23 protein-coding genes are annotated in these 23,488 nt (G+C 46.4%); 21 read left to right on the top strand and 2 right to left on the bottom strand.

All coding sequences use genetic code 11. The features are described from left to right. The first annotated feature begins 307 nt into the window (after nt 1–307). From NZ043_RS00115 to holA, 3 genes are all read left to right on the top strand, one after another. Entirely contained in the window at nt 308–856 is a 549-nt protein-coding gene (locus NZ043_RS00115; protein WP_017687205.1) for a sigma-70 family RNA polymerase sigma factor, read from the top strand. After that, nucleotides 853–2,136, top strand: coding sequence for a zf-HC2 domain-containing protein (locus tag NZ043_RS00110; protein ID WP_289389901.1), 1,284 nt, complete (start codon nt 853–855; stop codon nt 2,134–2,136). Before NZ043_RS00115 ends, NZ043_RS00110 begins: the two co-directional genes overlap by 4 nt. Nucleotides 2,137–2,392: 256 nt before the next feature. Next, complete coding sequence (gene holA / locus NZ043_RS00105; RefSeq protein ID WP_091028363.1) at nt 2,393–3,409, top strand: DNA polymerase III subunit delta; 1,017 nt, start codon at nt 2,393–2,395, stop codon at nt 3,407–3,409. Nucleotides 3,410–3,598: 189 nt separating this feature from the next. Here holA and rpsT read toward each other — a convergent pair whose 3' ends face one another. Further along, nucleotides 3,599–3,871, bottom strand: a complete 273-nt coding sequence (rpsT, locus tag NZ043_RS00100) for a 30S ribosomal protein S20 (protein WP_024628504.1) — start codon at nt 3,869–3,871, stop codon at nt 3,599–3,601. A 175-nt stretch (nt 3,872–4,046) separates the two neighbouring features. Between rpsT and gpr the strand changes: the two genes are divergently transcribed. From gpr to NZ043_RS00010, 18 genes are all read left to right on the top strand, one after another. Continuing rightward, nucleotides 4,047–5,048, top strand: coding sequence for a GPR endopeptidase (gene gpr / locus NZ043_RS00095; RefSeq protein ID WP_091013937.1), 1,002 nt, complete (start codon nt 4,047–4,049; stop codon nt 5,046–5,048). A 146-nt stretch (nt 5,049–5,194) separates the two neighbouring features. Further along, nucleotides 5,195–6,490, top strand: coding sequence for a stage II sporulation protein P (locus NZ043_RS00090; RefSeq protein WP_133385572.1), 1,296 nt, complete (start codon nt 5,195–5,197; stop codon nt 6,488–6,490). 53 nt (nt 6,491–6,543) lie between these two features. Then, nucleotides 6,544–6,903 (top strand): hypothetical protein, encoded by a 360-nt coding sequence (locus NZ043_RS00085; protein ID WP_076211674.1) that lies wholly within the window; start codon nt 6,544–6,546, stop codon nt 6,901–6,903. A gap of 145 nt (nt 6,904–7,048) precedes the next feature. Then, entirely contained in the window at nt 7,049–8,863 is a 1,815-nt protein-coding gene (gene lepA / locus NZ043_RS00080) for a translation elongation factor 4 (protein WP_076332291.1), read from the top strand. 222 nt (nt 8,864–9,085) lie between these two features. Further along, on the top strand, nt 9,086–10,270 hold the full coding sequence (gene hemW / locus NZ043_RS00075) for a radical SAM family heme chaperone HemW (RefSeq protein WP_036668565.1): 1,185 nt from the start codon (nt 9,086–9,088) through the stop codon (nt 10,268–10,270). Nucleotides 10,271–10,388: 118 nt separating this feature from the next. Next, nucleotides 10,389–10,859: an N-acetyltransferase gene (locus NZ043_RS00070; RefSeq protein ID WP_017687214.1), complete on the top strand. Its 471-nt coding sequence runs from the start codon at nt 10,389–10,391 to the stop codon at nt 10,857–10,859. Between the two features lie 255 nt (nt 10,860–11,114). Next, nucleotides 11,115–12,146, top strand: coding sequence for a heat-inducible transcriptional repressor HrcA (hrcA, locus tag NZ043_RS00065; RefSeq protein ID WP_076211670.1), 1,032 nt, complete (start codon nt 11,115–11,117; stop codon nt 12,144–12,146). A gap of 35 nt (nt 12,147–12,181) precedes the next feature. Then, entirely contained in the window at nt 12,182–12,754 is a 573-nt protein-coding gene (gene grpE / locus NZ043_RS00060; RefSeq protein WP_133385571.1) for a nucleotide exchange factor GrpE, read from the top strand. A 161-nt stretch (nt 12,755–12,915) separates the two neighbouring features. Next, the gene (dnaK, locus tag NZ043_RS00055) at nt 12,916–14,760 is read left to right on the top strand and encodes a molecular chaperone DnaK (RefSeq protein ID WP_091028373.1); all 1,845 of its coding nucleotides are present in this window, start codon (nt 12,916–12,918) and stop codon (nt 14,758–14,760) included. Nucleotides 14,761–14,889: 129 nt separating this feature from the next. Beyond that, complete coding sequence (gene dnaJ / locus NZ043_RS00050) at nt 14,890–16,014, top strand: molecular chaperone DnaJ (RefSeq protein WP_062835521.1); 1,125 nt, start codon at nt 14,890–14,892, stop codon at nt 16,012–16,014. A 241-nt stretch (nt 16,015–16,255) separates the two neighbouring features. Further along, nucleotides 16,256–16,624, top strand: a complete 369-nt coding sequence (locus NZ043_RS00045; RefSeq protein ID WP_017687219.1) for a hypothetical protein — start codon at nt 16,256–16,258, stop codon at nt 16,622–16,624. Nucleotides 16,625–16,905: 281 nt separating this feature from the next. Continuing rightward, nucleotides 16,906–17,085, top strand: coding sequence for a YfhD family protein (locus tag NZ043_RS00040; RefSeq protein ID WP_017687220.1), 180 nt, complete (start codon nt 16,906–16,908; stop codon nt 17,083–17,085). Next, nucleotides 17,078–17,470, top strand: coding sequence for a hypothetical protein (locus NZ043_RS00035; RefSeq protein WP_133385570.1), 393 nt, complete (start codon nt 17,078–17,080; stop codon nt 17,468–17,470). The genes NZ043_RS00040 and NZ043_RS00035 overlap by 8 nt, the downstream gene beginning before the upstream one ends. 190 nt (nt 17,471–17,660) lie before the next feature. After that, a complete protein-coding gene (prmA, locus tag NZ043_RS00030) occupies nt 17,661–18,626 on the top strand; it encodes a 50S ribosomal protein L11 methyltransferase (protein ID WP_133385569.1) in 966 nt (321 codons plus the stop codon). 3 nt (nt 18,627–18,629) lie between these two features. After that, a complete protein-coding gene (locus NZ043_RS00025) occupies nt 18,630–19,310 on the top strand; it encodes a site-2 protease family protein (RefSeq protein WP_133385568.1) in 681 nt (226 codons plus the stop codon). Between the two features lie 138 nt (nt 19,311–19,448). Next, a complete protein-coding gene (locus tag NZ043_RS00020) occupies nt 19,449–20,213 on the top strand; it encodes an RsmE family RNA methyltransferase (RefSeq protein WP_133385567.1) in 765 nt (254 codons plus the stop codon). 2 nt (nt 20,214–20,215) lie between these two features. After that, nucleotides 20,216–21,562 (top strand): tRNA (N(6)-L-threonylcarbamoyladenosine(37)-C(2))-methylthiotransferase MtaB, encoded by a 1,347-nt coding sequence (mtaB, locus tag NZ043_RS00015; protein ID WP_047843791.1) that lies wholly within the window; start codon nt 20,216–20,218, stop codon nt 21,560–21,562. A 111-nt stretch (nt 21,563–21,673) separates the two neighbouring features. Beyond that, entirely contained in the window at nt 21,674–22,111 is a 438-nt protein-coding gene (locus tag NZ043_RS00010) for an NUDIX domain-containing protein (RefSeq protein WP_133385566.1), read from the top strand. A gap of 63 nt (nt 22,112–22,174) precedes the next feature. Here the strand turns inward: NZ043_RS00010 and NZ043_RS00005 are convergent, their stop codons facing one another. Then, the gene (locus tag NZ043_RS00005; protein ID WP_076328112.1) at nt 22,175–23,176 is read right to left on the bottom strand and encodes a Na/Pi symporter; all 1,002 of its coding nucleotides are present in this window, start codon (nt 23,174–23,176) and stop codon (nt 22,175–22,177) included. Nucleotides 23,177–23,488 lie beyond the last annotated feature (312 nt).

Here is a 23,488-nt window from a genome sequence, read left to right as displayed (position 1 = left end):
TTTCATGAAAATTGCATTAAAATCAGCTTAAATTTGGACAAATTTCGACTTTTTTTATTTTAGGAGCCAAAAAAGTGCTTATCTATAATGTATGCCATTGCATTTGAATTGAGTCGTGTAAGTAATGGAATCCCTTTTGGATACGTTTGGTGACTCATTATGCAATTTCTGTTATTCTAAGAGAAGATTTCAGCGGCCCTAATACATACGCCGTTATTTTGTTATGGCAAATTAAAAAAATACTTAACTTTGCAACAATTTTATTGATGATTACGTCTGTAAGGTTGCAGGGAGAGGGGGATCCTTTGTGGTAGAGCCGGAACTCATCAGAGCCGCTCAATCGGGCGATCGCGACGCTCTAATTACCCTATTGCGGGAGATTGAACAACATGTCTATCGGACCGCATATTACATTCTAAATAATGAACAGGACGCTTTGGATGCTGCGCAGGAAGCGTTGATCCGAATTTACACCAAAATCAACTCATACGAAGAAAAGGCCCAATTCAAAACATGGGTACAACGCATCGTTACGAACATCTGTATTGATAAATTCAGAAGAACCAAGCCGTCTGTCTCCATTGACGAACATGACATGGTTTTTCAGGATAATCAGGATGTGGAATACGAGGTCATGTCTACATATGTGGCCCAAGACATTCAGGATGCGATCAACAAGCTTCCCGAGCATCATCGTACCGTTATTGTTCTAAGATATTTGCAGGACTTATCCTACAATGAAATTGCGGATTGTCTCGATCTTCCGTTGAATACGGTGAAATCTTATTTATTTAGAGCCAGACAGCAATTACAGAATCTACTACAGGAATATCAGAAAGGTGGTGTGACAGGATGAAATGCGAAGAGGTGGTGGAATGGATGCACCGCTATCTGGATCATGATCTGGGCGAGGCGGAAACCGCGCAGATGCTACAGCATGTGGCGAAGTGTCCGGAGTGCGCCGAGAATTTTAGTTTACTCAGAGCTCTTTCCAGAGAACTGGAAGAATTACCGCAAGTAAGCCCGAAATTTAGTCTGGTTGATGCGATTATGCCACAGCTTGATGCCATTGACGAAGCACGGAAGGAACAAAGTAGCACCATACAGGAAATGAATCCTGTCCCCGCTGCATTTGAGAATTTACAACGTTCAAGTGAGAGGAAAACGAAGCAAAAATGGCTTAACTCAATGGCAGGACGTATGTCCATGGGTGCAGCGGCAGCAGCAGTTGTTTTGGGATTTGCCATCTGGGGATACCAGCCTGAACAGATTGAGAATGCCGATTCCATGCTGATGAGCTCTGGGGCTTCTCAAGAGAGTGGCAATGTGGATGAGAATCCATTGAGCAAGAGTATTGAAAATTCTGATCCTGCCACTTCAGCCCAACCAAGCAGCAACGATGTGTTTGTGGATCAATCGAATGTTTCACCGACTGAACCAGACAACCAAGGCGTAGAAACCTTGCCTGAAGAGAATGGTGGAGATAAGGTACAGGAGCCTGAAGTTCAATCAGATCCGGCACCTCAACAACCGGCTACCGAATCAACACCTGCTCCGAATAAAGGAACTCAGGATAATTCGTCTAAAACTCCTCCGACCGATAATCAGAATAATCAGGTTCAGAACCAAGATTCTGAGCAGAGAATTCAGGGATCAGGAGATTCTCCTAAATCTTCTGCAGATGGGGAAGAGAATGGAGTAACAGAAACGGAAAATGGAGATGCGAAATCCTTCACTTCTCAGGATACAACACCTAATATGACTGAAGATGTTCCGGTTGAAGGTAATACTGTACCTGATTCCAGTGCAGGTGCAGACGCTTCTGGAGGAAACAAAGGATTCGCGGCAGGACCGGATCAGGGAATGACTACAACGGCAGCACCAAAAGAATGGAAATCACCTGACGGCTCCTATGTAGTTATGCTTATTGGTGATCAACTCAGCATATACTCCAAACCTGCCAATGAACCGGATGTTCTAAATTTGGTTGAACAACGCAGTATAGAGGGGACACTGAAGTCAGCGAGTTGGTCCAAGGATGGTACTCTATTTAATTACGAAACGGACAAGGACGGAACAACGGCGAAGAACTCGTTTAATGTACCTGCTGTTTCAGGTGGAGCTCCTGCGAAATAATTAAAAATGGGGAGTGCGCTCCTCTAAACGAAAGAACATTTTCAGTATGACAAGCATATAGTGGAAGTAACAAAACGTCCTATCTCAGTTCAAACAACTGACGTCGTATGACCGCGCACCGGCTTTTTCTAGAACTGCTGGTGTCTGCGTTTATATAGATGTAGGACAGGGGACCTTCATCCATAACTGGATGTAAGGTCCCTTTGTTGTCTTGCGTTTTTTCTGGTAGGATAAGAGGGATAAGGAGGCGCCGTGAATGGATGTAAAAAGTGCAACAAAGGCAATACGTAATGGAGAAACGGCACCGATCTATGTGCTGTACGGAACGGAGAAGTACCAGATACAGCAATTTACGGATATGTTAAAAGAACAGGTTATTGAAGAAGAACATCGTGATTTTGCGATTATTCCATATGATTTGTCTGAAACGGCTGTGGAGGTCGTTATTGAAGAAGCAGAGACTGTACCTTTTCTCGTTCCTCGCAAATTAATTATTGTAAGGGACGCGAGCCTGTTCACCGCAGGTAAAGAATCCAAGATTGAACATCAGGTTGATCGTCTGCTTACATATATGGAAAATCCGGCAGATTACAGTACGATTGTTTTCTTGGCCCAAGGGGATAAGCTGGATGAGCGTAAGAAACTGGTGAAGGCTGTCAAGAAACAGGCAGTAGTTCTTGCTTTTGCTCCGCTCAGTGGAGATGAGTTATTGAATTGGATAGTGAAACTGGCGAAGCAGCGGGATGTTTCCTTGGAGACGGGAGCGGCGGAAACGTTGATCAGCTATGCAGGAACAGGTCTTCAGACCCTGTCTGCTGAAGTAGACAAGTTATGTTTGTTTGCGGGTAATGGGGGGACAATCAAGCGTGCTGATATCGAGTCACTGGTTGCCCGTAGTACAGAGCAGAATGTATTCTCGCTGGTCGAAGAACTCGCTAATTTGCGACTGGAGAAAGCGTTGGCTCTTTTCTATGAGTTGCTGAAGCAGCGGGAAGAACCGATTAAAATTGCGGCTTTAATCGCACGTCAGTTTCGGATCATGATCCAGGTGAAAGAGTTGGGCCAACAAAGTTACTCCCAGCAGCAGATTGCCAGTCAGCTTGGTCTGCATCCGTATGCTGTTAAGATTGCGGGTGAACAAGCTCGTAAATTTCAGCCGGAACGTCTGAGAATGATTTTGAGTCACCTCAGCGAACTGGATTACCAGATGAAAACAGGAGCGGTGGATAAAGTGCTTGGTCTGGAGCTGTTCTTATTGAGACTTGGTGCCTGAATGGACACGTAAACGTAATAGATTACTAGTGTGAATAACAAACAAAGCGACCTTTACTCCATGATCGTTTAATCATCGGAATAAAGGTCGCTTTTGTTTGTGTCTTATACTTATCGAATCAGATACTAAAAAATCCTGAAAGCCTATGCTGTTCAGGATTTTTCCATTGGATCGTATAAGTAACGCTTCTTACGCTTGTGCGGAAAGAGCGTTCAGTTTTTTCGCCAAGCGAGACTTTTTGCGTGCTGCAGCATTTTTATGAACCAGACCTTTAGTTACAGCCTTGTCCAGCTTTTTGGAAGCAGCTTGAATCGCAGCTTTTGCAGTATCAACTTCGTTACTTACCAGAGCAGCATCAGCAGCTTTAACAGCTGTACGGAGTGCAGACTTCTGGGAAGCGTTGAGTGCGCGGCGCTTGTCGCTCGTTTTTACGCGTTTAACAGCGGATTTGATGTTTGGCATTACATTCACCTCCTGTAAGGCATTTGCATGAATACAAACGTTTCACAACTTAAAATATTCTATCACGCTAGCATGTAAAATGCAACAGATATTCCTACGATGTTCGACATGCTGTATAAAGAAACCCTTTTTCCCACACAATATGCTCAAATGCGGTAAGGGAGGCAGGGACAGAATGACACTGGATTTGCAAAACTATACAGTTCGTACCGATTTGGCGATCGACTCCAAGGAAATGGCGCAAGGTGGACAGAAACAGACGATCCCCGGACTGCGGGAAGATGTGGAGAAAAAAGAGGGCATTACGATTACACGTATTGATGTCCTAACTGAAGAAGCAGCAACGGCTATTGGTCGGGTGAAAGGTCACTATGTCACCTTGGAAGTACCTTCACTACGGAATGGTGATACCGAGTTGCAGGAGCGAGTTGCTGCCGAGTTCACACGTGAAATGGAAGATTTTATGGTTAAAGCTGGAATCAACAAAACATCCAAGGTCTTGATTGTTGGCCTGGGCAACTTGAATGTCACCCCGGATTCACTCGGTCCACTTGTTGTGGAAAATCTGATGGTAACCCGTCAGTATTTCGAATTGGTGCCAGATCAGGTAGCGCCAGGGTATCGGGAAGTCAGCGCGATTGCTCCCGGCGTGTTAGGTACAACGGGCATTGAATCCAGTGACATCGTACAGGGGATTGTAGATCGGACCAAGCCGGATGCCATTATTGCGATTGATGCGCTGGCCTCCCGTTCCTTGGAACGTGTAAATACAACGATTCAGGTAGCGGACATTGGTATTCATCCGGGATCCGGTATTGGAAACAAACGGCGTGGCCTGACTCGTGAAATATTAGGTGTGCCTTGCATCGCCATCGGAGTACCAACCGTATGTTATGCGTCCACTATTGTGAACAATGTGATTGAGATGATGCGTTCACACTTTCGCCAGGAAACGGATCAGACCAAACAGATCATGGGTATGCTGGACGACATCGGTGAGCAAGATCGCTTGAGTCTGGTGAAAGAGGTACTTGAGCCACTGGGTCATGACCTCATAGTTACCCCAAAGGAAATCGATGAGTTTATTGAGGGAATTGCCAATGTTATTGCTACAGGACTTAACGCTGCACTCCACGATGCAGTGAATCCGGATAACGTAGCCGCCTATACACATTAAAACTTAAAACTGCTGAGAAGAAGGTCCGAATCTATCGGACTTTCTTTTTTTTGTTTCTGGAATCTTTCATTTTCCTGTTCTATCAAATTGGGCCGGCTCATAGAGTTGAAGTATAAGAGTTGTCCAGCAGGGAAGGAGACAGCAGAATGAACAAGATATTGGCCTGGAATATTGGAAAGTGGAAAAAAAGATGTCTGCACGTGCTGGCCATGGGCCGTACGTTGTTGTTGCTTATGATCATATCTGCCTTGTTTTTTGTCGTACTGGGTCTGGGGGGCATGGCAGAGAAACGCTTGAATAATTCACCCGTTTCTTCCATGAAAGGATTTGCGAGTGCCGTATCAAGCCGCTTTTTCGTTGATATGCTCGGTATGGAGATGCCTCATCTCACCCAGAAGGAACAGATCTCTGCCATATCCGGTGAGAATCTCACCTCATTTGTTTTCCAATTACTAACGAATGTAAATCCTCAAGACCCCAAGAGCCTGATTGCGAGAGAAATGCCGGGCATGGGTTCCAACCAACCTGTTCTGCTCCGTCCTGGATCTGGTAACGAAAAAGCCGAGGCTCCTGAAGATTATCAACCCGGTCCCGGTCTTACGGATACGGCTTCCGCAGGTGGAGGGAAACCCGGTAGTGAACTGCATGTTCCACCAGGCCAGGACAATACGGATCCGCCTGAGTCGAGTGAGCCTGGAGATGGAGAAGGTAAAGAGGATCCCCCAGCGAAGAATGGTGAGAAAGACAATTCAGGCTCACCGACAACAGGCAAAAAATCAATTCTTATCTATCATTCCCATCCACGGGAAGGTTACAATCCACTGCTAGGTACGAAAAGTGATAATCCATCATCAGGCAAATCAACAGGCAATGTATTTCAAGTGGGGACCTACCTCTCAGACAGTCTGGAGAAGCTGGGAATCGGCGTAGAACACGCCAAGGATGATTATCCCACTAAAGTAAAGGATTATAACTGGAACTATTCTTATAAATACTCCCGTCAAACGGTAAAAGCGGCACTCGCTCAAAATGATGATCTGACATATCTCATAGACATTCATCGTGATTCACAGCGTCATGGCAAAACAACAACCACTATTAATGACTTGGGCTACGCCAAAGTGTATTTCATTATTGGACATGAAAATCCAAATTGGCGGCAGAATGAAGCCTTTGCAGCGAAAATTCATAAGAAACTGGAAGCCAAGTATCCTGGGGTATCCCGTGGTGTGTGGGGCAAAGATGGTGGAGGAGCCAACAATGGAGAGTATAACCAAACCCTCTCACCCAACAGCATTTTAATTGAGATTGGTGGTATCGACAACACAGGTGCTGAGCTCCAACGGACATCGAAGATTCTAGCAGACATGATTGCCCAAGTGTATTGGGAAGATCAGAAGGTGGACAAAGCCAGTGCGGAAACCTCGTCGCAGGGTGGATAGGAACCATATATGTAAGAAGGAAAAATAGTAGAGAGTGACAGGAGGCAATGCACATGTCCAGATTCGGTAAAAGACTGTTATCCATCGCTGTATTAATGTTGCTGGGTGTTCTGTTTGGAATGCAGCTGGCTGGCAGCAACTTTCATATGGGCAATCCATCGGGAGGCACGTCAACCGTTGTGACAACTGAGCCAACTTCATCGGTTACCGAATCTGTTCCGACTGCACCTGTCCAAAAGGAAATTAAAGAACCCCCATTTGTACCTGTTCAGTCACCAAGCCAAGTGCTTGGGGCAGATCAAAATAAGGCTCCGGTTGATGTGTTGGCAGACAAAACGGCTGGACTATTGCAAAATCTCTCACATAGTGGAATCAAGTGGGTGGTCTCTCTTTTTAGCGGCGTTGCTGAATAAAATACCATAATTTTAAGGTACAATATAACCTCTGGGAGTGCATGATAACACTTTATTATAAAGTTGAGACATCACGGGATTGATGCACTGTGCTTCAACTGTTATAATGAAGTGATTGACACTAGGCTGTTTCTGGGGGTAAGGAATGACTGACATTCGGGCAAGACAACGTAAAATTCGTAACTTTTCTATTATTGCACATATAGATCACGGCAAATCAACACTTGCGGACCGGATCTTGGAGCACACAGGTGCGCTCACTTCACGTGAAATGCAGGAACAAGTTCTGGATAAAATGGACCTTGAACGCGAACGTGGAATAACGATCAAGCTACAAGCAGTAGCCTTGACTTACAAAGCGGATGACGGTGAAGAGTATTTATTGAATCTGATTGATACACCGGGACACGTAGACTTCACATATGAAGTATCACGCAGTCTTGCTGCATGTGAAGGTGCTCTCCTGGTTGTGGATGCGGCTCAGGGAATTGAAGCCCAAACACTTGCCAACGTGTATCTGGCATTGGATAACAACCTTGAAATTTTACCGGTTATCAACAAAATTGACCTTCCAAGCGCTGATCCTGAACGGGTGAAGCAGGAAGTGGAAGATGTTATTGGTTTGGACACAAGTAATGCGGTTTTGGCTTCGGCCAAATCAGGAATCGGAATCAAAGAAATTTTGGAGCAAGTGGTGCAAAGTGTTCCGGCACCGACTGGTGATCCTGACCAGCCTTTGAAAGCGCTGATTTTTGACTCGCACTATGACCCGTACAAAGGTGTAATCGTATATGTACGTGTTGTTGATGGCAAAATTAAATCCGGTTCCAAAATCAAAATGATGGCAACAGGTAAATCATTTGAAGTCATTGAAGTTGGAGCGTTCAAACCTCGTATGACCATCGTGGACGAGCTGAACGTGGGGGATGTTGGATTTATCGTTGCAGGTATCCGGCATGTTGGCGATACACAAGTCGGGGATACGGTAACGGATGCCAAAAATCCAACACCGGAACCTTTGCCGGGTTATCGTAAAATTAACCCAATGGTGTATTGTGGTCTCTATCCGATCGAAACATCGGACTATGTTGATCTGCGTGAAGCGTTGGAGAAATTGCAGTTGAACGATGCGTCTCTGAGCTTTGAACCGGAAACATCCAGTGCACTCGGTTTTGGATTCCGTTGCGGATTCCTTGGACTGCTTCACATGGACGTTATCCAGGAGCGGATCGAGCGGGAGTTTAACATTCCGTTGATCACAACGGCACCAAGTGTAATCTATCACGTCACCTTAACCAATGGTGAAGTGATGAAAATCGACAACCCATCCAACTATCCTGAGGTGGGACGGATTGATTACGTCGAGGAACCGTACGTCAAGGCAGATATTATCGTACCAAATGATTATGTAGGTACCATTATGGAGTTGTGTCAGAATAAACGCGGTGAATATGTAAATATGGAATATTTGGACACAACCCGGGTTACCATTACCTATGAGATTCCGTTGTCCGAGATTGTATATGACTTCTTCGACCAGTTGAAATCCGGTACCAAAGGATATGCATCCCTGGATTATGAGTTGTCCGGTTACCGTCAGTCCAATCTGGCAAAAATGGATATTGTACTCAATGGCGAACAGGTGGATGCTCTGTCCTTCATCGTTCACCGTGACCGTGCCTATAACCGCGGACGCATTGTCTGTGAGAAACTGCGCGAGCTGATTCCACGGCAAATGTTCGAGGTGCCAATTCAGGCATCTGTAGGTACCAAGGTTGTTGCTCGTGAGACGGTAAAAGCAATGCGTAAAAACGTACTTGCCAAGTGTTATGGTGGTGACATCTCGCGGAAACGGAAACTGCTTGAGAAGCAGAAGGAAGGTAAGAAGCGGATGAAGCAAGTTGGTAACGTTGAGGTGCCACAAGAGGCATTCATGGCGGTACTGAAAATTGATGACTAGGACGTTTGCTTGCAAACGTCACGTGAATCCTTTTGGTACATCAATAATTTGTGTATGAAAGGATAAACGATATTTTGTTTCGGGTACAACACAGATTGTGTGTATCGAAATTGAATTGTAGGACGTTTGCTTGCAAACATGGTTACAACACAGAATATTAAATAACTAAGCTGAAAGGGAAGCCGGATGGCTTTCCTTTTTTCAAATAGAGGGGGACTTGCCATGACATTGGCAGCACACAGCCGGAAGACAGGTGCGCCCCAAGCGGTGTATCTTCACATTCCCTTTTGCACGAATAAATGTTTTTATTGCGACTTTAACTCCTACGTTCTGAAAGATCAGCCCGTGATGCAATATCTCGAAGCGCTAGAACGGGAGATGGAACATACAGTTAAGGCCAATCCACCGGGTGAGATCAAGACCATATTTGTAGGTGGGGGTACGCCAACAGCTCTGAAACCGGATGAGATGGCAGTATTTCTTCGTTCCGTGAAGACGTATTTCCCAAATTGGGCGGACGATATTGAATTTTCGATGGAAGCCAACCCGGGAACCACGGATGCGGAGAAGCTCGCTGCAATGAAAGAGGGCGGCGTCAACCGTGTCAGCTTTGGCGTGCAGGCGTTTCAGAATGATCTGCTGACAGGCATTGGCCGTATTCATAATACGGATGATGTATATCGCAGTTTGGAGAATGCTCGTAAAGCAGGCTTGAATAACCTGTCCATTGACTTGATGTTTGGGTTGCCAAACCAGACCGTAGAGATGTTGAATGAGAGCATCGACAAAGCGCTGGAACTGGATCTGCCGCATTACTCCATTTACAGCCTGAAAGTCGAAGAGAATACACTTTTCCATACACTGTATCAGAAGAACCAGTTACCTCTTCCTCATGAAGATGACGAACTGGAGATGTATCTTCTATTAATGAGACGTATGAAAGAAGCAGGTTATGGACAATACGAGATCAGTAACTTTGCCAAGCCGGGCTTTGAGAGTCGTCACAATATTACCTACTGGCGTAATGAGGACTACTACGGTCTGGGTGCAGGTGCACATGGATATGTAGGCCGCGAACGGCATATGAATATTAAAGGTATAAATCCTTATGTTGAAGCTTCGCGTGCAGGACTGCCTCGTCTGGATCATTTTGAGATTGCTCGCCCTGAGGCCATGGAAGATTATCTGATGGTTGGACTAAGAATGTTGGAGGGGGCTTCGGCCTCACGTTTTAGCGAACAGTTCGGAGAGTCCATGGAAGAAGTGTTTGCAAAGCCTTTGGGCAAAATGTTGAACGCAGGGCTGCTTGAGCGGACGGCAGACGGCTTCCGACTGAGCGAGCAGGGTATCCTGTTCGGAAATGACGTTTTTGCGGAGTTTATCGGGTCCATATCGCTGAATTCATAGCTTGAAATTCTATACGCTCTGTTGTATATTTATTCATATTGATTTTACAGAGCGTGTTAATTTAACAACTACGAAGTCAGCTTTCCTCTGGAAAGCTTGGTAATAGGAGGAGAGCAGGATGTCGGTAATATGCAGAAAAGCCGTGCCGGAAGATGTTGAACCACTGTATGAAATGATTAAGGGCTATGCAGAGCGTGGGATCATGCTTCCGCGATCACGGGAAATACTGCACCGACAGCTGGAGCACTTTGTTGTAGCCGAAGTTGATGGTGAAGTGGTGGGTTGCGGATCGCTTTGTCGTCTGGGAAATGATCTGGTGGAAGTCAGATCACTCGGTATCTCGGAAGGGCACAAAGGGCTCGGTATTGGCTCCCGATTGCTGGACCGACTGGTAGAAGAAGCGGAGAAACAACAGATTCCTAAGGTTATGGCGTTGACATATGAAGTATCCTTCTTTCTCAAAAACGGATTTGCCGTGGTGGAAAAAGAGATTTTCCCCGAGAAAGTATGGACCGATTGTGTTCATTGCAGCAAGCAGGATTGTTGTGATGAGATCGCGGTATTAAAAGAGCTTAACGTTTCAGCCTAACAACTGAATGGACTGCATGGATTGAGCCGAGTCAGCCTCTGCCCTACATGCAGTCCTTTTTTACTTCAAAGTATGTTCAATAAAGTTGTTAGGACTCGTCGACATTGGTCTATACTATAAATAGATGAGCCCACTCATCAAACTCACTTGACAATGTTCACGTCAGTTTGGTATTTTTGTATTACCGCTTAGCACTCATCTAACCGGAGTGCTAACGACATGGGACAGTACAGTCAGAAGGAGGGAATACTCACCATGTTAACAGAGCGTCAACGAATGATTCTGAACGCTATAGTGGATGACTATATCCGTTCAGCTGAGCCCGTAGGGTCCCGGAGCATTTCCAAAAGGGGAGATGTTGGATACAGTCCGGCGACGATCCGTAATGAAATGGCGGACCTCGAAGATATGGGCTTTCTGGAACAGCCGCATACATCGGCTGGACGCATTCCATCCCATAAAGGCTATCGATATTATGTCGATCATTTGGTTCCCTGGAATCAGGTGGAGCCTCAGGAGTTGGATGATCTGAAGTCGTTCTTCGCTGAAAAGTTGAACGTCATGGAGCAAGTTATTCAGCATGCATCCAATATTTTGTCACATATGACGAATTATACTTCGATCCTGCTTGGACCGGAAGTATTCCATACGTCCCTACGTCACTTCCAATTGCTTCCGCTGAACGAAAGTGAAGCTGTGGCAATCATTGTGACCAATACCGGTCAGGTGGAGAACAAGACGGTCCAGATTCCTCCAGAAATCTCGGTAGCCGAGATGGAGAAAGTGGTTCGACTGTTGAACACCAAGCTGGTTGGTGTGCCAATTTACAAATTGAAATCCCGTCTCTATACTGAACTCGGGCAAGAGATGGAACGGCATATTACACGTTACGAGGAAGTTATGCAGGTGCTGAACAGTGCCTTTGACAACGAACATGATAATCGTCTGTTCCTCAGTGGTGCCACCAATATGTTGACTCAACCGGAGTTTAAAGATATCGAAAAGGTAAAAGATATTCTTGACCTGCTGGAAGAGACACCAACACTCATGAAATTGATGATGCCCGTGCCGGGTGGATCTGGTATTCAAGTGCGAATCGGCACTGAGAATGATCATGAAGCCTTTGCCAACTGCAGCCTGATTACAGCCTCCTATTCATTGGACGGTGAGGCATTGGGTTCGATCGGTATTCTAGGACCCACGCGGATGGATTATGCACGTGTCATTCATATTCTAAATACACTATCCCGTGACTTGACGGCGATGCTGACACATCGTTTCAAATAAGATTCGGGAATGAACCATTTCATTCGTATAAGGAGGTGAACATCTTGAAAGAGGAGCAATCATTTACAGAAGAACAAGAGGTAACAGCAGCTGAGCAGGAGCCTATTAATGAAGCTGGCGCTGCAGAAGCACAAGCTGAAGAGATGGCTGGTCAGGAGCAGGATGAGCTTGCACGTCTGAAGGCAGAAGCTGAGGAGCAACAGCAGCGTTATGTCCGTGCACAGGCTGATTTTGATAACTTCCGTCGTCGTACTCAGAAGGAAAAAGAAGAATTGGCTAAATACGCTTCGATGAAGCTGGTCACCGAACTGGTACCGGTTATTGATAACTTCGAGCGCGCCATGGCTACTGTACCGGAAGGAGCAGAGGTCGAATCTTTCTCCAAGGGCATCCAAATGATTTTCCGTCAATTGGAAACCGTGATGAATAACGAAGGTCTGACGGCAATGGAATCGGTAGGACAACCGTTCAATCCTGAATTCCACCAAGCTATTATGCAAGTGGAGAGCGACGAGTACGAAGAAGGTATCGTTGTTGAGGAAGTCCAAAAAGGCTACATGCTGAAAGATAAAGTGCTTCGTCCAGCTATGGTTAAAGTCAGCTCATAATTTCCTTATAGGAAGGAATGGGTCGGCTCCATAGTTGAACAATGTGGGCGAAGTTTAATATAAAGGTTTGTACACATAGAGCACGATTAGCAACATGAACATCTAAATAAGGGTCAGATCAGACCCATTCATTTTAAATTGTTGAGGGAGGAAATTTTCGGATGAGCAAAGTAATTGGTATTGACTTAGGAACAACAAACTCATGCGTAGCAGTAATGGAAGGCGGCGAGGCTGTCGTAATTCCAAATCCGGAGGGCGCACGTACAACTCCATCCGTAGTTGGTTTCAAAAAAGATGGAGAGCGCGTTGTTGGTGAAACTGCAAAACGTCAAGCGATCACCAATCCGGATCGTACCATCATGTCGATCAAACGTCACATGGGTACTTCCCACAAGGAAACAATTGATGGCAAAGACTACTCTGCACAAGAGATCTCTGCAATCATCCTGCAAAAATTGAAAACTGATGCTGAAGCTTATCTGGGTCAAACGGTAACTCAAGCAGTTATCACTGTACCTGCTTACTTCAATGACAGTCAGCGTCAAGCGACTAAAGATGCGGGTAAAATTGCAGGTTTGGAAGTTCTGCGTATCGTCAACGAGCCTACAGCAGCAGCTTTGGCATACGGTATGGAGAAATCCGAAGACCAAACGATTCTCGTATATGACCTGGGTGGCGGTACGTTCGACGTATCCATTCTTGAACTGGGTGACGGCTTCTTCGAAGTTAAAGCAACGAGCGGGGACAACCAACTGGGCGGGGATGACTTCGACCAAGTAATCATTGATTATCTCGTAAGTGAATTCAAAAAAGATCAAGGCATTGACTTGAGCAAAGATAAAGCAGCGGTTCAACGTTTGAAAGATGCAGCGGAAAAAGCGAAAAAAGAACTTTCCGGCGTATTGACTACAACGATCTCCTTGCCGTTCATCACGGTTGCTGATGGCGTTCCTCAGCATTTGGAGTTGAACCTGAGCCGTGCGAAATTTGAAGAAATCTCTGCAGGTCTGGTTGAGCGTACGCTTGAACCAACTCGTCGTGCATTGAGTGATGCGGGTATGACGGCTAACGATATCGACAAGATCGTATTGGTTGGTGGTTCCACACGTATTCCTGCAGTCCAAGAAGCAATCAAAAAACTGACTGGTAAAGAGCCTCACAAAGGTGTTAACCCGGATGAAGTTGTAGCTTTGGGTGCTGCTGTACAAGCGGGCGTGCTGACAGGTGACGTGAAAGACGTTGTATTGCTTGACGTAACTCCACTGTCCCTGGGTATCGAAACAGCAGGTGGCGTATTCACCAAAATGATCGAGCGTAACACAACGATCCCTACAAGCAAATCTCAAGTATTCTCCACTTATGCAGACAATCAACCAAGCGTTGAGATTCATGTTCTGCAAGGTGAGCGTGAGATGGCAGCAGGTAACAAATCGCTTGGACGTTTCATGTTGGGTGATATTCCACCAGCTCCACGTGGCGTTCCACAGATCGAAGTTAGCTTCGATATTGATGCCAACGGTATCGTTAACGTATCTGCAACAGATAAAGGTACTAATAAAACTCAAAAAATCACAATCACTTCTTCCAGCGGTTTGAGCGATGCTGAAGTTGAGCAAATGATGAAAGATGCTGAGTTGCACGCTGAAGAAGATAAAAAACGCAGAGAACTCGTTGAAGCGAAAAACAGTGCAGATCAATTGATCTACTCTGTTGACAAAACGATCAAAGATCTTGGCGAAAAAGCAGATGCTGGCGAAGTTGAAAAAGCAAATGCTGCCAAAGAAAAACTGCAAGGCGTTCTGGCTTCCGACAACCTGGAAGATATCAAAGCTGCTACAGAAGAACTGACAGAGATCGTTCAACAACTGTCCGTGAAACTGTATGAGCAAGCTCAGGCGCAAGAGCAAGAAGCACAAGGTGCTGAAGAGCAACAAGGTTCCGCTAAACGTGATAACGTCGTAGACGCTGATTACGAAGTTGTGGATGAAGATAAAAAACAAAACTAATTCGTAGTTCTACGCGAATTAAACATCGGTGACGTTCGAATTAGAGGGAAAGTCATAGCCGGGGCTCCCGCGCTTTGGCTTTCCTTTTGTCACGATGTGCGATATGGTGAATGATATGGGGGTGGAAGAGTGGCTGAAAAGCGTGATTATTATGAGGTGCTTGGCGTTAGTAAAACGGCTAACGACGATGAGATTAAAAAGGCTTACCGTAAGCTTGCCCGTCAGTATCACCCTGACGTAAACAAGGCTGCTGATGCGGAAGCTAAATTTAAAGAAGTTAAAGAAGCTTACGACGTAGTGAGTGACGGTCAGAAGCGTGCACAATATGATCAATATGGTCATGTCGATCCGAATCAAGGTGGATTCGGTGGTGGCGGTGATTTTGGTGGCGGTGGATTTGGCGACATCTTCGACATGTTCTTTGGCGGCGGTGGCGGTGGACGACGTGATCCCAATGCTCCGCAACGGGGGAATGATCTGCAGTACACGATGACGATTGAGTTCAAGGAAGCTGTGTTCGGTAAAGAAACCGATATTACGATTCCGCGTACCGAAGGCTGTGATACCTGTCATGGTTCAGGTGCCAAACCTGGAACGAAACCGGAAACCTGCTCGGTCTGCCAAGGTAGCGGTCAGCAGGAAGTCGTGCAAAATACACCGTTTGGTCGAATGGTTAATCGTCGTGCATGTTCGAACTGTAGTGGTTCGGGCCAAATTATCAAAGAAAAATGTACAACGTGCAGTGGTAGCGGTAAAGTTCGCAAGCAACGCAAAATCCATGTCCGCATTCCAGCGGGTGTAGATGATGGCGCGCAACTGCGTATGACAGGTGAGGGCGAGGGAGGCCTGCGTGGCGGACCAGCGGGAGATCTGTATATTGTCATTCGCGTGAAATCACATGATTTCTTCGAGCGTGAAGGTGACGATATTTATTGCGAAATCCCACTTACCTTTGCTCAGGCAGCTCTGGGAGATGAAGTTGAAATCCCAACGCTGACCGAGAAAGTGAAGTTGAAAGTACCAGCTGGTACACAAACGGGAACGTATTTCCGACTCAAAGGCAAAGGCGTACCACGCCTGCGCGGTATGGGGCAAGGGGATCAACATGTGAAAGTGGTTGTGGTTACACCTAGTAAGCTGAATGACGAGCAGAAAGATCTGCTTCGCCAAATTGCTGCGCTGGATGGAGAGCAAACACATGAGCATGAACAATCTTTCTTTGATAGAGTGAAACGTGCCTTCCGCGGCGACTGAGAATAATATATAGCAAGTCCAAAAGGACACCACAGCGGTTTTTACCGTAGGGTGTCCTTTTTTGTACGCCTTTTTTTAGTGTTTCAGTGATTTTGGCAAAATCCATGGATTTATGCTATAAAGAACGACAGCAATTTGTGGGAGCATTTCGGTATATTCTGAGCGAACTTGCGGAAAGATAGCATGGCGAGAATGATATGCATAGCTGATATGCGAGAAATTAGGGAAGCAGGTGAAGCGGATGACCGAGAAAAATATTTTGGCGTACTTTCACAGCCCGGAGCAGGCTCAAGGAGCAGCCAAAAAACTGGAGGCATTGCGAGTGGAGGACCTGTCGATTAATCGATTCAGCCGATATGCGGGTGTAGGACCAAGCGGGGCTTCCTACAAGCCGGGCGTTTCCGGCAGTTTTTCATCATGGGTGCCCGATTCCATGCAAACAAATGCCAGTGCTGGAATCATGGCTGCGGCGGACCCTTCTGCAAGCGGCATGAGTGATGGTGGACAGGGTGGACCTACGGGAAGGGATGTATTACTAACGGTTATCGTAGATGAATCGGTACATCACCGCGCTATGTCTATAATCGAACAAGCCGGTGGAATGATCTAGTTTCAAGAAATATATATTTAGATCAACAATATAAGATTCAATCTAAACATTTACACAATAACGGAGAGGACAGAAAAAACCTGAAGAAGCGAAGCGTTCGCCTAAAAGCTTTCGCAAGAAAGCTACTTCGGAAGCATACGCTATCCCCGGATTTTCCCTTTGGAAGAAGGGAATTAAAAAAAATCTGGGGATAACAGCGATCGGAAGGTTGTTCTGTCATCGGAGTGTCAGTGTAAATACGATTTAGTTGAACTTATACAATTTGAAGGAGGAGCATTACAATGGCAGAACATGAACGTCCAGGCAAAATTTTAACGAAAACGGAAAAAATGAAACGTATGCAATCCGCGAAAAATGAGGACGTGGAATTCAGCGCTGAAGCTGCGGATCATGAAGATATCGAAGCACTACGCCGCAGTGAAGCGGCTGATCGACGTCAGGGACGGGAGCTTCATGACTGAAGATCGCTCGGCAGTGATACTCGAAGCTGTTTTTACAAGCTGGACTGAGGCCGAGTCTGCACGCAGAGCCCTGGAATTGTTGCACCCAAACCAATTGAGTATCGAGAGCCTTGGCAATGAAGCGTCTGCATTGGATTCAAACGATGTTAAGGGCTTCGATAATTCCCCTACAGCCGTCGTTGGAGGATTTAGTGGAGAACTGAATGTACTTGCCCTGATTAGTGATGAAACGGAAATGCTGTCCAATGGTCAGGTGTATGATACACCCGAAGAGGATTCGGCAAACAGGCTAAAACAAGAAATTTTGCTGACCGTGTCCGTATCCAACGATTCCCTCCCGCAAGCCGCTGAGATGATCACGCAGAATGGTGGGCGTTTTTGCTAAGTGAGATTCGAATTATGCAAAATGCTGAAGTAAATGAAACAGATATGTATGAATAGATGACAGGATATTCGAGCAGTCAGGCTGCGGATATCCTGTTTTGTTTTTCTTTTACTGGTGTGGCTTTGTGCTCCGGCTAGCTTGTGTAGTACAATAGTTGGGATGTTTGAAAAATGAGGAGGAAAAACCAAGTATGTTATGGCATGAACTAACAATACATACCACAGAAGAAGCTGTGGAGATGATTTCGAATTTTTTACATGAAGCGGGTGCTGGAGGGGTTTCAATTGAAGAGTCCGGTACTTTAAATAAAAAACGGGACACGACATATGGTGAGTTATACGACGTTCCTTTGAATGATATTCCGGAAGGCTTTGCGGTAATCAAAGGGTACTTCTCCGAAGGTACGGACATGGATGCACTACAGTCAGAAGTTAATCCGAGAATCGAGGAACTCTCCGAATTCGGAATTGATACAGGTGAGGTTCGTTATGAGACGCGTACAGTGGATGAAAATGACTGGGCAACAGCCTGGAAACAATATTTCAAGCCGGTACGTGTATCGGAACGTCTGACGATCAAGCCAACGTGGGAAGAGTATACGCCTGAAAGTCCGGATGAGAAAATTATTGAGCTTGATCCAGGCATGGCCTTTGGTACAGGAACACATCCAACGACCTCCCTCTGCTTGCGTACACTGGAAACGGTTATTCAGGGCGGCGAGGAAGTCATTGACGTAGGTACAGGTTCTGGTATTTTGGCTATTGGAGCGATAAAACTTGGGGCAAAACATGTACTGGCGCTTGATCTTGATCCAGTTGCGGTAATCAGTGCCAGGGAGAATGTGGAACTGAATGGGTTGGAGCAACAAATTACAGTTAAAGAGAGTGATCTCTTGTCCGTCCTCGGGAGTCAGGACCCTGCACTTGGTGTACAACTACCGGTTAAGGTTGTCGTGGCGAACATTCTGGCTGAAATCATTTTGTTGTTCGTAGACGATGTCTATAATGCGCTTGAGTCTGGTGGAACCTATATTGTATCAGGCATTTGGAAGAACAAAGAGCAGGTTGTACATGATGCACTGGTAGCCTCCGGGTTTGAAGTGAGTGCGATCCATCGTGATGAGGATTGGCTGGCGTTTGTAGCCAGAAAGGGGTAACGTATGGACTTTTGGAATTCGTTCTTTCGTTATCCCATCGATCAGCTTCCGTTTTTCCTGCTGACCATCCTGATCGCATTTACGGTGCATGAATTCTCGCATGCGTATTTTGCCAACAAATTCGGTGATCCAACAGCCAAGCTGTTGGGTCGGGTCACACTGAATCCGGTTGTACACTTTGACTTATTTGGTGTGCTGTTGCTCATTATTGCCGGCTTTGGTTGGGCACGTCCAGTTCCGGTTAATCGGGCTAACTTCGACAAACCTAGATTGATGGGTATCATCGTATCCGCAGCAGGGCCTCTGAGCAATCTGTTGCTCGCGATCATCGGTACAATCATCTATGCTTCACTGGTTGGTTCGGGAGCACTCGGCGGCATTGATAATGAGCGGTTGCTGACAGCAATCACAACGTTTTTCGCTATCTTTAACTTAACCAACTTTTTCCTGTTCCTGTTTAACTTGATTCCGTTGCCCCCACTGGATGGTTATCGGATTCTGGAAGATGTAGTGCCACCTTCAATCAGCCGCAAGCTGCAAGGGGTGGAGCAATGGTCCATTTTTATCTTCCTATTGATTCTTGTTATACCTCCGTTGCAAAATGTGACGATTCAACCTTTGTATGGGTTTGCGCAAACGATGTATGTAGATCTGGCAAAGCTGGTTATTGAATTATATCGCTAAAAGCGCATCGTGTTTTGGGCTGATATACTGGTCAGAAACACGTAAAAGTTGTATGATCATCTGTGGCGATTGGATTCACGCCTGTCATCGGGCGGGGTGAATTTCAGTCATAACAGGACAGAATGGGTGGATTGACTAATGCAGCGATATTTTGTATCTGCAGAACAGTTTAATGAACACGCTGTGATCATCACAGGTGATGATGCACGCCATATCGGCAAGGTCATGCGTGGTAAACCTGGAGATAAACTGATTATCAGTGACGGAAACTCCAGAGAAGCACTCGTGGAAATTGAGACTATTGAAGTTGGCCAAGTTACTGCCAATATTGTGGAACCTCTTGAGATGGACCATGAAGCACGGATTCGTGTAACCGTGGCACAGAGTTTGCCCAAGGGTGACAAGATGGAAACAGTCATCCAGAGATGTACTGAGATTGGAGCGGTATCATTTGTACCCTTCCTGTCAGAGCGTACGATTGTGCAATATGATGCCAAGAAAGAAGGCAAACGGTTGGAGCGGTGGCGGAAAATTGCCAAGGAAGCTGCTGAACAGAGTCACCGGAATCGTATTCCATCCGTTGAGCAGCCGCTTTCCTGGAAAGGGCTGTTATCTTCTTTTGAGGGCTATAGCCTGGTATGTTATTGTTATGAGAAAGAAAACGGTAAACAGCTGAGAGATGCATTGAAGCCGTTTATAGAGCAGCTTGCACCTGATGCAAGTGCAGAAGTTTTGATCGTGGTTGGACCGGAAGGTGGATTTTCTGAGAAGGAGACGGCAGAGGCTGATCAGGCAGGTGCTGTATCTGTTGGACTGGGCAAACGCATTTTGCGTGCTGAGACAGCTGGAATGGCAGCACTAACTTGCGTGCTATATGAATCCGGAGAAATGGGAGGAATGTAATTATGCCATCCGTGGCGTTTTACACCTTAGGCTGCAAAGTTAATTTCTATGATACAGAGGCGATTTGGCAATTGTTCAAAAACGAAGGTTACGATCAAGTGGACTTTGATGAACAGACAGCGGATGTATACTTGATTAATACTTGTACAGTAACCAATACCGGCGACAAAAAGAGCCGTCAAATTATTCGTCGTGCCATTCGGCGCAACCCGGAGGCGATTGTGGCCGTTACAGGCTGCTACGCGCAGACTTCTCCGGCAGAGATTCTGGACATCCCAGGGGTGGATCTGGTTATCGGTACACAGGACCGTGACAAGATTTTGCCATATGTTAATGAAATTCAGGAGTCCCGTCAACCCGTTAATGCGGTGCGTAATATTATGAAAACCCGTGTGTTTGAAGAAATGGATGTACCTGATTTTGCTGACCGCACCCGCGCATTCCTGAAAATTCAGGATGGATGCAATAACTTTTGCACGTTCTGCATCATTCCGTGGTCTCGTGGTCTCTCACGTAGTCGGGAAGCAAACAGCATTATTCAACAGGCGCATCAACTCGTACACGCCGGATACAAGGAGATTGTTCTGACCGGTATTCATACAGGTGGGTATGGCGATGACATGGAGAACTATGATCTGACCGATCTGCTGTGGGATTTGGATAAGGTAGAGGGTTTGGAGCGTATTCGAATCAGCTCGATTGAAGCCAGTCAGATTGACGACCGTATGCTCGACGTGATCAAACGTTCAGACAAACTTGTTCGTCACTTCCATATTCCGCTGCAAGCGGGTGATGATACGGTGTTGAAACGCATGCGCCGCAAATATACGACAGAAGAGTTTTACAACAAGATGCTTCGCATTCGGGAAGCAATGCCGGATGTAGCGATTACAACAGACATCATTGTTGGATTTCCAGGTGAGACGGATGAGATGTACCGTAATGGCTATGAGTTAATGCGGAAGATCGGTTTCTCCGAAATGCACGTATTCCCTTATTCCAAGCGTACGGGTACGCCAGCAGCACGAATGGAAGATCAGGTGGACGAAGAGGTCAAAAATGCACGTGTGCATGAACTGATTGACTTGTCTGAGCAGATGCAGCTGGAGTACGCTGAGCAGTTTGTTGGACAGGTACTGGATGTTATTCCCGAAGGTGAAGCCAAAGGCCGCGAGGGAAGTGGCAAGCTGCACGGTTATAGCGACAACTACATTCAACTGGTCTTTGACGGAACCATGGATATGGTCGGTAAAGTGTGCCGAGTCAAAGTGGTTGAAGCCGGCGTCAACGAGAGTCAGGCTACGCTGGTACGTGTGTTGGAAGAGAATCTTAAGTCCGCCGCGATGTAATCGAGGCGTCAGAAACAAGGATTTCATTTCCTTGGGGAGCTTACCCGGGGAGATGAGGTCCTTCTTTTGCAAAAAAATAAGATAAAGATATCGAAGTTGATGGGGGAGAGCATGATGAACAAAAAAGAAATTTCAGCAGGCGGAGTTGTTTATAGAACAGGGGAAGACGGACGTCTTCAAATTCAGCTTATCGTAGATCGTTATGGTAAAACAACTCTCGCCAAGGGCAAAATGGAAGAGGGAGAAACAATCGAACAGACGGCACTGCGCGAGATTTTGGAAGAGACAGGTATGGTGGGCCGCATTGTAGAGCCGGTTGATATTATTGCTTACACGTACCAACATGCAGATTTTGGCCCGGTGGACAAGGAAGTTCATTATTATCTCGTTGAAGCCGAGAGTGGAGATCTGCAGCCTCAGATTGAAGAAATCAAGGGTGTGGATTGGTATGCTCCGGAAGAAGCATGGTCCAGACAGCAGCAGAACGGATATGATAATAACGATGATATCTTGCGTGTAGCCCTGAACAAGTTAGGCATTAACGTATAACGCATTATTGTTCTAGATCGAGTCAGTTAGCCGCGCGTTCTGTGGGTCTGGATAGGCAGATCATCAAGCCACGGGTGACTTCGCCGCGGGGGCGTGGACCGGTGGTTTTTTGTGCCAAATCGGCAAGTAACAGAATGGCAAAGCAAGCAGTGAACTGGTGATGTTAAAAAGGGTCTGGGCATGCGCAATTTGTGCCCCGTAGTCCGCTGACAGCCAGGCCGAAGCTGCATGCAGCTGGCCGATCAGCGGCATAAACAGCAGCGCTCCCGCAATGTTTAATACAACATGGGAGGCTGCGACAAATTTGCCTGCGGATGCTCCGCCCGCGGCAGCAATCACAGCGGTGATGCAGGTCCCCACATTGGACCCGATCACAATGGCGATGCCGATCTCCACAGGTAATACCCCTGTGGCTGCGAGCGTAATCGCCATGCTAATGACAGCTGCGCTGCTGTGAATGAGCGCTGTCAGACAGGCACCTGCCAGGAAGCCCCACCACAAGCTGTCTGCCGAGCGGTCGAGAAACCATTGAAATACGCCCATGCTCCGCAAGGGTAAGGCAATGGATTGCATTACCTGAATGCCTGTCATAACAAGTGCAAATCCTGCGGCTGCGAGGAAGCTGTACTGGATGTTAAACAGAGTCTGGCGCGTGCGTTCAGGAGCGGCCAGATTGCGTTCACCAAGTACAACAAACATGGCCCAGCCCGTCAGCGACAGGACAAGCAGCGGCAGGGAAGCACGTCCGATCTGTAATCCCACCAGCTCCGTTGTCAGACATGTCCCGATGTTGGTGCCGAGGATGATGCCGAGTGTGCGTCCATAGGTAATTAATCTGGCATTAGCCAGTCCAATGGTGAGTACAGTGACCGCAGTACTGCTCTGTAACAAGGCCGTTGCGCCCGCACTGAAGGCCATACCTTTCCATGGAGCAGAGGTAGCGCGATTGAGCCAACCTGCCAACATGGGCCCTGCCATACGTTGCAAGGCGGTCTCCATCAGTTTCATGCCACCAAAAAAGATAATAAGCCCATAGAGTAGGGGCAATATCACATCTCTAAACATAGAAACATCATTCCTTCCGTCCGGGTTCCTTAACTCATCCTATGAGTAAGAAAAGACAACCATGACAAGCCTAAAGGAATTCAGAGGGAAGCGACCTAAATTACCCCACCCTAATTCGAAAGATACAGTGGTTCGTGCAAACGTAGTGGAGGGGACGAATCTAATCTGCGGAAGCAAGCCGCACATGTGCCGGTTATTTCAGACTTTTTTAGTAGGGAAGTCCAAAAAAAGAATAAAAACGCTCAAAACCAATCCGTAACCGTAAAGTCATTTAAATAAAGTGACCGTAGTAACAATTCGTCACTGAAGCAT

The organism is Paenibacillus sp. FSL k6-2145 (assembly GCF_037976585.1).
Taxonomy (GTDB): Bacteria; Bacillota; Bacilli; order Paenibacillales; family Paenibacillaceae; genus Paenibacillus.
Note: the sequence above shows the minus strand (reverse complement) of the source record. Positions and strands in the feature narration are given on the sequence as shown.